The organism is Niastella soli (assembly GCF_017742245.1).
In the GTDB taxonomy this organism is placed as follows: Bacteria; Bacteroidota; Bacteroidia; order Chitinophagales; family Chitinophagaceae; genus Niastella; species Niastella soli.
In genome coordinates, this window is record NZ_JAGHKO010000001.1 from 1,793,712 (window position 1) to 1,805,160 (window position 11,449).

Here is an 11,449-nt window from a genome sequence, read left to right on the forward strand (position 1 = left end):
GATTTGATAAGTGTCCGGTGATTTAATTGCCCGCGCCATCGGCTTTACCTTTCTGTACAGCGTAATCGCCTACTTTTTTACCTGTTTCCAAACCAACTTCACAATCGGCCCGGTAGTGTATACCGGCATACATTCTAGACAGGGAGGCTTCCCTGGCCAGATCATCATAGGCGCCTGCCCGTTCGGGCACTATATAGGATAGAATGGTAGCTGCAGCGCCACTGAAAGTGGAGTGGCCAGAAATGTATGCGGGGAAATTAGGAACACCGGTCAGCGTTTTGATCTTAGGGTTCAATTGACAGGGTCGTGGGTTGAAATAAAAGAACTTGGTATCCCAACAAACAATAGCAGCATCCATTAACGACATATTTAACAATGCCATATTGCGTGCCCAACGCACTTCACTGTAATTCTTTTGAATGAAATCTTCAGCGGCAATAGCATCCCAGTGACCAGAGGGGGTGCTGGTACCGGCGCCATCGGCCCAGTAGTGAACAATGCGATAATGCTCCCGGGTATCGTTCTTGATCAGACTGTAAATTTCATCTGTTTCATCCTGCATTTTTTTGCTGGCAGTAAGTGGGGGCGGACCTGGCCGTAAGGAAACTGCCGTAAGTGAATCGAACAGAAATGCTTTTACTTTACCAAACAGTGGCAACATGGGTGGGCGTTTGGGTGTTTCCAAACTGTACCACGGCGTTTCACCACGGGCAATACAATCGGTTTCCAGTTTGGCCCAATCGGTTGGGGTGCCACCAGCTGAACCGGCACGATCGCCCCGGGCGCGCGTCACAAATTTCTGCGCAACGGCCCTGCCCAGCGCTTCCCCTGCTTCTATATCACTGCGTACATTGGCGCCGGCAATAATGCGGGCCCGTTTGTGTTCTTCGGCTTTTTGTTGAATATAATCCTGGTCGCCGGGAAATAACAGCTTCATCATTTCAACGGCAGCCCCTGCCACTACTGCATCTTCAGAAGGATAAGACGGGAGGTCCGTTTCCGGAACCAATACCTTGATGGAGGCGTCCACTTTATAAGGCGCCGGTCGGTTGTACAGTTTTTTATAATAGTAAGCGGCTACCAATGCATCGTATTGGGCTGCACTAACATAGGCATAGGCCCGCGCTGCATAAGGCGGATTGGCAAACGGAAATTGCGGATATGCCAATGGGTTATTAGCACTGGGCGCGGGATAAGTGCCGTCTTCGTTCTGATAAGGAGGCAGGTTGTGTTTGGCCACCAGCTCCCGCAAAATTTCATTCCAGCGCAGCACAGCACCGGCGCTCCAGTATTTTACTATATTCTTTTCATCATCAGTCAATGACGCCTGCCAGCCTTTGATCTCGTTCATCTGAGCAATATACTCCGGGGTATTGGTGGCTATTGGGGCTGAAATGGAAAACTCATTGGCCGATGTAAGCAGAATGGGTTTCCAGCTGCCGGCATCGAGATCGGTTTTTGAAGGTTGTAAAGCTGGCAGCTCATCGGTGCGGCCCTTTTCTGTTTTAGAACAGCCAAAAGGAACAACGGCAGTGGCGATCAACAGCAGCGGTAGGCTGTAGTATAATAACTTTTTCATGGTTGTACATTTTGAGTAGTTGAAGCAGGGGCTTGTTTTTTAAGGAAATCGAATACGATAAACAGGCCAGCATTAATACTGGTTGATTGTCCTACGTTGCGCCCTGCTATAACATGATTGCCATTGACCACCAGTTGAAGCCATCTCAGGTTCCTGGTATGATATTTTACATTGGCGCCCAGCCGCGTTGCATTCATTTTATTACTGGGAAAAGGCATGTTGTTGCGTGTTATATCAAAACCGCCCAGGGTGGTCCAGTTGTCGAGAAAGGCCTCTGCTACAATATCATTGTGCCGGTAACCAGCCCTGAAGTTGAACGACAGGGCATTGGGCATATTCACTTTGTTCGTATAATGCATTTCAGTAGTGTAGTAGGCGTCGCGATCGATTTTTATATTGTCGCGAAAAACATAAGTGCCAGACAGGGTGGCAAATAGTTTTCCAATCTGGTAATCGCCCATTGCTCTTAGCGAGAGTGTTTTACTACGCAATCCCAATGACAGGGGCAGGTAATCGGCTACGTAATTACTAAGCGGGGCTGAAACACCTGCAAGGCCATATAATGAAAGATCGCCTTTGCCGATCTTGCTTTCAATGGGCTGGTATTTTACCCAAAGCGAACCATCCTGAAAACCCTTCATGCCATGCAGGGTACCGGCAGAGGCTTTGGTGGTTACATAAGGAGCTGAGAACAGGATGTTCAGTTTATGGGTCACGCCATAAGCGCCCATTACACCATACATTTGGGTGGAAACTGTGCCCAGGTTCAGGTTCTCTCTTTTAAGGGACCCCTCCCAGTAATTTTTCCAGCTGCTATACCCATACATGGGCCCTATACAGAGGTTCTTTTTAGCCATCATAATACCATCTATGTCTGTTTGGGCCGATGCGGAGTGTATGCCTGCTATCAGCAGATAAAGCAAACTGCAATACCGCAGGCAGGTCTTACTGGATCGTTTCATAAAACAGTTAGTTAGTTATATTAAAATTTAAAAGAGCAGCCAATGTTTACGAGGTAATCGGCAAAGGCGGCATCGCCCTGAGCATGCACACCAGTGGCTTCGGTTTTTAATTTGTCTGCATTGCTTTGGGTACGGTTGCGTTTAACTGCAAATGGTACATAAGCGTATACCGTAGCTTTTTTGAACTGGTAATTCACACCCGGTTCAATGGAAATAATATAACCAGGGCGGCGAAAACCGCTGCTGCCACCGATCAAATCTTTTGAAGGCTGGCACTCATCACGCACTCCGGCAGAGAAGGTGAATTTATCAAAGGTGACGCTGGCACCGGCGCGGACCATCATTTGATCGGGCACGCTCATTACACTGGTACCGTAATTAATGGCATCAGCAGAAACGGTAGTGCCACCGCGGGCTGTTGATACGCCGTTTTGTTCGCGGGGATTGATCAAATAGAAGAAGTTGCCATACACGCCAAAATGTTCGTTGAAATTGTAGAAAGCATTTATCTCTGTAGTGAAACCGGTTCCACCATCACCCAGTTGTATCGACTGATCTACGGGGCCTAATACTTTGGTGGTATCGTTCTTTATAAAGAAATCCTGGTAGCGATAATCACCGGTAGGCAGTTTAAGTCCCAGCCCTACCTGTATATTTCCTTTTGGCATGGTTGACTGGTCTATTAGCCACTTATATACAGCAATACGGATGTCCCCTATACCAAATGAATGCGTGGAATGCCGGGCATTTTTGGCGCCATTGCCTCCATGCTCATACAGGGAAGAGCGGGCGTTGGAAATAACGGGCACATCGAGCCCTATAGACCAGCCATTTTTTAAATTCCGGAACAGCGTCAGGTCAAGTGTGTAAGAATGATTGATCACTTCGGTGCCCTGTTCCAGCCGTTGTTTCTGTTCTTCGGTCCCTACAAAGTGGCGGAACGATTTAAAATAGCGGTTGCTTACCGACAGCATCCATTTGGTAGAATCGTGGTTGGCGGCCTGGTCGCGGGTGCAAAAGCCACCAGTACTGCGAATGGCAACGCAACCCTGTGATTGCGCCTGATGCGTTAGCAATAAGTATAAGATCGATAAGATGGCAAGCTTCTTCATAATAGTTAGAATGGTTGTATTTGGTTGAATTTATTTACTGGCTAGCTGTTCTTTTCTCATAGCTAGTTTTGAGAAAATATAATTTCCAACTTTTTCGCCCTGGTCGCGCGCTACCAATATGGAAGGCCGATAGTGAATACCGCCATAAAAGCGACTTATACCTGCCTCATCTGCGGCCTGGCGGGGAGTTTGAAAATTTCTGTCGGGAAAACCCCAGGGGCGTTCCGTGCTGTCGCGGAAGGGCGTTTGTGCGCCATAGATATGTTCCAGCACCGTAGATGCAGCAGTTGAAATGATAGAGTGACCGCTGGTATACTCAGGGAACGGCGGGGTTTGCAGGAATGGTTTCCAGTTGGCATCAATGTATTTGTTGATCACTGTTTCAGGGCGGATCACGTTAAAGGTGTATTTGGCATCCCAGCATGCAATAAACGCATCCATTACCGCAAAGGAAACTGTTGTGTACGTGTAAACTGTTTTTTCGAAATCAGCTTTTTTGTTATCGCAAATAATTCCGGTAATACCCATCCAGTGACCACCCGGGGTCATGGCTTTTGTTGCATACATCGTATGTCCTACTACGTTCAATTTAAAACCATTGCAATCCCAGAAACTGGCAATGGCTTTTTGTTCTTCGGTAAGCAGCACGCCAGTATCCTGCACCTGTTTGGCCATTTTATAAAATGCACAGGTGGAGTCTTTGCCAAAGGCGCAGGGGGTAGGTGGCGAAAACTGACTGCTGCTGTCCATAGCAATGGTGCGAATGGTTTTCCATTGTGGTTCAACTGCCTGAAAATACCCCGGCGGGGTGGGGATCCATTTACCCTCATCATTGGGCACGGTGTATTTGGCAGCGGAGCGGGTTTGTGCGTAATTGTCTTTTTTGCTCCAGGCCATAACGGCCTTGGCAACGGTTACGCCATATTCTTCAGAATTCTTTTTCATGTCTGCGGGCATGCCATGTTCGGTTGCCAGCATTTTTAAGCTGTCGACTATTTTATCAGTCTGATCTTTTGAAAAGGTCAGGGTCCTGCCCACTTCCATAAAGGCCATGAGGGCTGCGTAGGGATAATCAACAATTTTACCGGAGTCGGGTGGAAGCACATAATCGAAACCTTTTAACTGGCCTTTGAGCGAAGTATAGCTGCTGTCGCCATGCACCATGGCTTCGTAGGCAGCCAGGTGGGAATAGGCATAAATACGACTGGCCACTGGTGGGGTGAAGATGTCGTATGTTATGACATCTGTTAGCTGGCCGGTCACTTTACTATACAATACAGGGTTGTGCAATACGAGTTGGTAATCTACAGCACGTTGTTTGCAGGAGACAACTCCTGCCAATAGAATGGCAAACAAAAAATAACGCATGATATACTTCAATTAATAATAAATCTGAATAGAGGCACCCGCCTTGGCTAGAGCTCCGTCGGGCGAAGCCAGGCATCCGCCTTCGCTAAAGCTTAGCTCGCACACGTAAAGACACGTAACCATGACCCGTTAAAGGCTGTGCTTTGTATCCGGTAAATATCAACACTCGGGAGGTTGAGCAGGTGTTGTGCGCAAGGGAAAGGAAGGAATTACATTATTATAGCCCGTGTAATGATGCAGCTGTGCTGCCAGGGCTTCTACCTGCCAGTTGTTTTGTTGCTCCCAGTATTCGGTTACCGGGTTCTTGATGGAGCTGGCTGGGGTGGAATTTTTACTTTGGGAATTATGTTGCAGGTCATTCACCAGTTTGAAGAACTCATCGCGGGCGTTTTGTAACCGCATGCGATTTTCGTTGGGCAAACATAGTAATACCAGTTCGCCGTTCTCTACTTTACGTTTTACATATTTATAGTGAATGCCATTGAATTCAATTTGACCATCGTACCGTTCGAAACTGGAAGAAATGCTTTGGTAAGGCATGTTAAGCGGGACGCGAATTTCTATGAGGTTAGCATCATTGTATTGTTGTTGATCGAGTTGTGCCTCCAATCGGATATCTCCCCGGTGTTGCAGATAATCGGACAGCAACCGATATCCAAACCAGTTAAAAAGAAAGATGAGAAGCAGCAATATGGCAGCAGCTCGTTTCACCCGAGGTACAATTAGCTTTGAGTTACTACAAAATAAGACAATTTGAAATACGAAAATGCTGTAAGCTAAAATATTTTAGGTATTGGCTGGTTTTTCATCATCTTTTGGGCTTATACCCGGACACAGATCTACTGCAGACTGTACGGTAGATTTTTGCTGGTTGCCTTTTGACCTCACAGGGACCTAACAAGGACCTAACAGGGACCTCACAAGGACCTAACAAGGACCTCAAAGGGAGAAAATCCCTGTAAGGTGCGGGTAAGCTCCCTGTCAAATGTCCGTTGGTGGCGGTAGAATTTGGGTGTTGGGTAGGGGAAATGTTCGTAGTGAGTTGAAATAGAGGTGGTTATCAGATTTATGGTAGGGAAGGGGTAGCTTGATGGGTTAATAAGTTGACAGGGGCAGCCGGTATAAAAAAATAGGAAGTACGAATTTCTTACTTCATACTTCCTACTTCAGATACTTAATATGTATAATAAAATACTTTTAAGCGAGTATTTCTTAATTGTTCAACTTAGTAAAGCCGCCATCGATGGGGTAATCGCAACCAGTAATGAAGGATGCTTCATTGGAGCATAAGTATAAGGCCAGGTAACCGATCTCTTCGGGTTTGCCCATGCGGCCAATAGGCTGGGTTTTCGATAATTTCTCAAACATCTCTTCTTCTTTACCAGGATAATTCTTTGCCAGGAATCCATCAACAAACGGGGTATGTACACGGGCCGGAGAAATACAGTTGCAGCGGATATTGTATTTAAGATAATCTTTGGCAACAGATAACGTCATGCCCACTACCGCGCCCTTGGTCATGGAATAGGCGAAGCGGTCGGGTATACCCACCAGTGAGGCAATGGAAGCCATATTAAGAATAGAACCGCCGTTTTGTTTCATGTGCGGAATAACTGTATGTAAGCAGTTGTAAACACCTTTCACATTTACATTTACCAACCGGTCAAAATCGGCTTCAGGAGTAGTGTCGGCGGTACCAATGTGTGCAATACCGGCATTATTGATGAGAATATCGATAGTGCCACTACCAGCAATGCCATCAACGATCTGTTTTACATCGGCTTGTTTTGATACATCGCATTTGTAGAATTGCGCTTTACCACCAGCTGTTGTAATTTCTTTCACCACGTTGGTAGCACCCTGTTCATCCATATCTAAAATATGTACGCTGGCTCCCTGTTGGGCAAATACAGTAGCAATGGCTTTTCCAATACCGCTTCCGCCACCGGTAATGATGGCTGTCTTATTGTCGAGTCGAAACATGATCGCAAGTTATGTATTAACGGCCAAACCTGTTTGGCCTGGCCGTTATGATTAAATTGTTTTAATGTTAGAATGAGGCATTAAGCCGCATTTGTTTTATATCCCTTCCAGCCGAAAAATAATACCACGATAAAACAGATCAATGGAATAATATAACCGTTCTGAATATTATGGGTGATATCGGCAATACGGCCCATGCCAAGTGGAATTAATGCGCCACCTACAATTGACATAATGATCAGGCTTGAACCTATTTTGGTGTCGGCGCCCAATCCTTTTATGCCCAGTGCAAAAATGGTGGGGAACATGATTGACATAAAAAATCCAACCCCAATAAGCGCGTATACTGTTATCATGCCGGTGCTCACAATGGCAATGGCAGATAAAACAATATTTATTGCTGAGTAAATCACCAGCAGTTTATTGGGACTGATATATTTCATAAAGAAGGTACCGGCAAACCGGCCAACCACAAATGCGATGCCGTATCCATACCCCAGGAATTTTGAAGCCGTTTTTTCATCGATATTAGCGGCTTTCATCGCTATATTGATAAAAAAGCTGGTAACACAAACCTGTGCACCTACATAAAAGAATTGCGCTACTACGGCCCATATTAGGTGTTTATGGCGAGTTGCATGGGCAAAGCTCGATGGCTTACCTTTTTCCTCCTTTACTTCGGGCAGCTTTGTAAATGCAAAGATCACAGCCACCACCAGGATAATAGCGCCCAAAATTAAATAAGGCCCTTTTACCGTGGCTGCTTCTGAGGCCAGATAGGCATCTAAAGCCTGAGGCGTCATAGCGGCTTTTTGTACATCGCTTAAATTTTTCCCAGATAGAATGAATTCGCCGCCGATTACAGGAGCTAATACAACAGCCAGTCCGTTAAATGACTGTGCCAGGTTTAACCGTTGTGTTGAGGATTCTGCTGGTCCCAGTAAACTTGCATATGGATTAGCTGCAGTTTCGAGGAATGTAAGTCCGCTGGCAATGATAAACAGGGCGCCTAAAAATAAAGCATACACCCTGGTATTGGCAGCGGGTATAAATAATAAGGAGCCAAGACCAAAAAGTAATAATCCCAACAGGATCCCCGATTTATAACCATACTTTCTCATTATAAACCCTGCTGGTAATGCCATTACGAAATAGGCGATGAATACTGAGAAATCGACCAGGGATGATTGCAAATAGTTTAATGTAAAAGCTTTTCGCAGGTGCGGTATTAATACCGGGTCAAGGTTATGTACAAAGCCCCAAAAGAAAAACAGGCTGGTCACTAAAATGAAAGGGAACAGATATCCCTTACGCTGTTCTTGATTGAGGGATGCACTGGATGATGATGGTAGGGCCATGCAATCGGGAATTTTAGTTTGGATTTATAGATTGAGCCCCCAAACTTTCGTTCAGGGGCTTTGTAATGTATTAGGTCAATGAACGGTCGAGATGGGTGTACCCGCCGTCAACATAAATGATCTGTCCGGTTGTATGACTTGAACGATCGCTCACCAGGAATACCGTCATATCGGCAATTTCTTCTGATGTTGTGAAGCGTTTTTCCAATGGTATTTTAGAAACGATCTGCTCCAGTTTCTCTTTCGGGTTGGGCAAAGTTTTGATCCATTTGTCATACAGGGGTGTCCATACTTCAGCGGGAATTACCGTATTCACACGGATTGAATAAGGCAGCAATTCAACGGCCCATTCACGGGTCAATGCATTGATACCGCCTTTTGATGCTGCATATCCTGAAGTATTTCCCTGACCGGTGTCTGCTACTTTTGACCCGATATTGGTGATAGTACCTTTTGATTCTTTCAGGTAAGGCAATGCATAGTGCGCCAGGTTATAAATATGGCTGAGGTTTATTTGCAGCGACTTCATGAACTTTTCTGGTGAACCGCTTTCGAGCCCGCAGCCATCGTTCATGCCGGCATTATTGATAAGGCCATCGATGCGGCCATATTCTTTCACTGTAAAATCTATTACTGCTTTACAGGCAGCAGGGTCAGCCAGTTCGGCTTCAATGCTGGTAGCTTTCCCTTTAGCTTTTATAATTTCATCAACTTTAGCCTGATTATCTGTTTTATTTCTTCCTGCAATTACTACAATACCACCTTCAGCAGCCAATGAACTGCTGATGGCAGCACCAATCCCTTTGGCACCTCCGGTAACAATAAATACTTTGTTGGTGAGATGTAAATCCATGTTAGTTATAAATTATAAAATTGAATGGCATTACTGCCAAATACTTTTTCCCTGTCTTCTGCAGAAAAGCTTTCCATGTATTTCTCCAGCAAACTCTTCCATTGTACATAAATGCCACTAAGCAACATAACAGGCCAATCGCTGCCGAACATCAATCTGTTAGTGCCGAATGCTTCAAACACCACATCGAAGTAGGGGAAGAAATCGGCTGCACTCCACTCTTTCCAATTGGTTTCGGTAAACAAACCAGACAGCTTACAACACACGTTCGGGAATTTGGCTATCTCCTGTATGCCTGCTTTCCAATCATCGATCTTTTTATGACGGATGTCGGGTTTGGCGCAATGATCAATCACGAATGGTTGATCGGGAAAAGCCCTTACAAAATCAATGGCAGGTGGCAACTGATTATGGAAGATGAGAATATCGTACGTATAGTTGTATGCCTTCAATGCAGCCACGCCACGACGGAAATTGGGTCTGGCCAAAAAATCCATGGGTTCGCCTTGCACTACATGCCGGTACCCTTTGATAGTAGGGTACTGCGAAAAATACTGCAGGCGCTCTGCGATGTTATCGGCTTGCAGATCTATCCAACCTACCACCCCTTTGATAATGGAATGGGTTTTGGCCAGTTCAACCAGGAAATGGGTTTCCATTTCTGACTGGGTTGCCTGTACGGCCACCACGCCATCTACATTATTTCTTTTTGAAACCAACGCCAGGTGTTCCGGAAGATAATCCTGTTGCAGGGTCTTCATGGAATTGTCTATCCAGTCGTAGGTTTTTTTATCGTATTTCCAGAAGTGAACATGTGAATCGATCACAGCTACTTGCTGTTGATCACCACCATTGGCATCGTCGAAGGCAGCAGCGTATTGTTTTTTCGTATTCATGTGTTATGGCATTTACTTTTTTCAGGGAAGACCAAAGATCTTTTCCATCAGTATCCATTTTTCACCGGGTTTGGCCCAGGGAAGCGCCTGTTGGAATTTCCACATCAGGGTTTCCCATTCCTGTACCTTGGGGTTGGCGGCATCGGCTTTTCCTTTTTCTTCAAAAGAGAAATGGTCATTGACCTCCATGATCATAAAAAGCCGGTTACCCGTGCGATAGATGTCCAGCACCTCGATGCCAGCCGATCTAATGCTCTCCACGATCTCGGGCCAGATGGTATCGTGATGGCGCTCGTATTCGGCAATCAATGCCGGATCGTCAACCAGGTCCAGGGCAAGACAATATCGTTTCATAGTATAAACTATTTATAAGCTACAGCTACCTGTTTGCTGGTACCCAGCCCATCAATGCCTAACTCAATAATATCGCCAGCCTTTATATAAAAAGGCTCAGGTTTTTGACCTAAACCTACACCAGCAGGCGTTCCCGTACTGATGATATCGCCTGGGAGCAGGGTCATGAACTGGCTCAGATAAGAGACCAGGAACGGTATTTTGAAGATCAGGTTGCTGGTATTGCCATCCTGCATCATTTTACCATTTACTGAAAGCCACAAGCGTACATTATGAATGTCTTTTACTTCATCTGGTGTAGCAAGAACGGGACCTAAAGGTGCAAACGTATCGCAGCTTTTACCCTTTACCCATTGTCCATTGCGCTCCAACTGAAATGCCCGCTCGCTATAATCGTTGTGCAGCATATAACCTGCTATATAATCGTTGGCGTCTTTTTCTTCTACGTAACTGGCTTTTTTACCAATTACTACAGCCAACTCTACTTCCCAATCTGTTTTGGTACTGTTCTTTGGGATCACTACTGAATCAAAAGGACCGCACATGGCAGTAGTAGACTTAAAAAATACAATTGGTTCAGCAGGTATCGCCGCATTGGTTTCTTTGGCATGATCAACATAGTTCAATCCAATGCAAATAATTTTTGAAGGCCGGGCCAGGGGGGCGCCCAAACGCTCACTGGCATCAACTACCGGACAAGTAGACTGGTTTGATTGTAACCAGGCAGCCAAACGGGCAATACCATTGTTCGTAAAGAACTGCTCCGTGTAATCCTCACCAAAAGCGCTGGTGTCAATTCTTTTTCCATCGGGTAATTCCACCCCAGGCTTCTCCTGCCCTGATTTTCCAAAACGTATAAGCTTCATTTTACCGGTATGTTTTTTTGTTGGCCGAAACTATTTCATTTTCACTGCAAACCAAACGAAAATTTCCGGTATCGTTCCCGGAACTTTTGCATTTTGTTACCTCTTTTATGCAAGAAAA

At 45.5% G+C, this 11,449-nt stretch carries 11 protein-coding genes; all 11 read right to left on the reverse strand.

All coding sequences use genetic code 11. The features are described from left to right. Positions 1-22 precede the first annotated feature (22 nt). The 11 genes from J7I42_RS07390 to J7I42_RS07440 all read right to left on the reverse strand — a co-directional run bounded on the left by J7I42_RS07390 (position 23) and on the right by J7I42_RS07440 (position 11,331). A complete protein-coding gene (locus J7I42_RS07390) occupies positions 23-1,579 on the reverse strand; it encodes a phosphatase PAP2 family protein (protein WP_209138141.1) in 1,557 nt (518 codons plus the stop codon). After that, the gene (locus J7I42_RS07395) at positions 1,576-2,541 is read right to left on the reverse strand and encodes a hypothetical protein (protein ID WP_209138142.1); all 966 of its coding nucleotides are present in this window, start codon (positions 2,539-2,541) and stop codon (positions 1,576-1,578) included. Before J7I42_RS07395 ends, J7I42_RS07390 begins: the two co-directional genes overlap by 4 nt. A 20-nt stretch (positions 2,542-2,561) precedes the next feature. Next, complete coding sequence (locus J7I42_RS07400) at positions 2,562-3,653, reverse strand: transporter family protein (protein WP_209138143.1); 1,092 nt, start codon at positions 3,651-3,653, stop codon at positions 2,562-2,564. Positions 3,654-3,683: 30 nt separating this feature from the next. After that, the gene (locus J7I42_RS07405; protein WP_209138144.1) at positions 3,684-5,021 is read right to left on the reverse strand and encodes a vanadium-dependent haloperoxidase; all 1,338 of its coding nucleotides are present in this window, start codon (positions 5,019-5,021) and stop codon (positions 3,684-3,686) included. 159 nt (positions 5,022-5,180) lie between these two features. After that, a complete protein-coding gene (locus J7I42_RS07410; RefSeq protein ID WP_209138145.1) occupies positions 5,181-5,732 on the reverse strand; it encodes a hypothetical protein in 552 nt (183 codons plus the stop codon). 501 nt (positions 5,733-6,233) lie between these two features. Beyond that, entirely contained in the window at positions 6,234-7,004 is a 771-nt protein-coding gene (locus J7I42_RS07415) for an SDR family NAD(P)-dependent oxidoreductase (RefSeq protein WP_209138146.1), read from the reverse strand. A gap of 80 nt (positions 7,005-7,084) precedes the next feature. Continuing rightward, positions 7,085-8,362, reverse strand: a complete 1,278-nt coding sequence (gene fucP / locus J7I42_RS07420; RefSeq protein WP_209138147.1) for an L-fucose:H+ symporter permease — start codon at positions 8,360-8,362, stop codon at positions 7,085-7,087. Positions 8,363-8,432: 70 nt separating this feature from the next. Further along, positions 8,433-9,215 (reverse strand): SDR family oxidoreductase, encoded by a 783-nt coding sequence (locus J7I42_RS07425; protein ID WP_209138148.1) that lies wholly within the window; start codon positions 9,213-9,215, stop codon positions 8,433-8,435. 5 nt (positions 9,216-9,220) lie between these two features. After that, positions 9,221-10,111 (reverse strand): amidohydrolase family protein, encoded by an 891-nt coding sequence (locus J7I42_RS07430; RefSeq protein ID WP_209138149.1) that lies wholly within the window; start codon positions 10,109-10,111, stop codon positions 9,221-9,223. Positions 10,112-10,132: 21 nt separating this feature from the next. Then, complete coding sequence (locus tag J7I42_RS07435) at positions 10,133-10,465, reverse strand: L-rhamnose mutarotase (RefSeq protein ID WP_209138150.1); 333 nt, start codon at positions 10,463-10,465, stop codon at positions 10,133-10,135. Positions 10,466-10,473: 8 nt separating this feature from the next. Next, entirely contained in the window at positions 10,474-11,331 is an 858-nt protein-coding gene (locus J7I42_RS07440) for a fumarylacetoacetate hydrolase family protein (RefSeq protein ID WP_209138151.1), read from the reverse strand. Positions 11,332-11,449 lie beyond the last annotated feature (118 nt).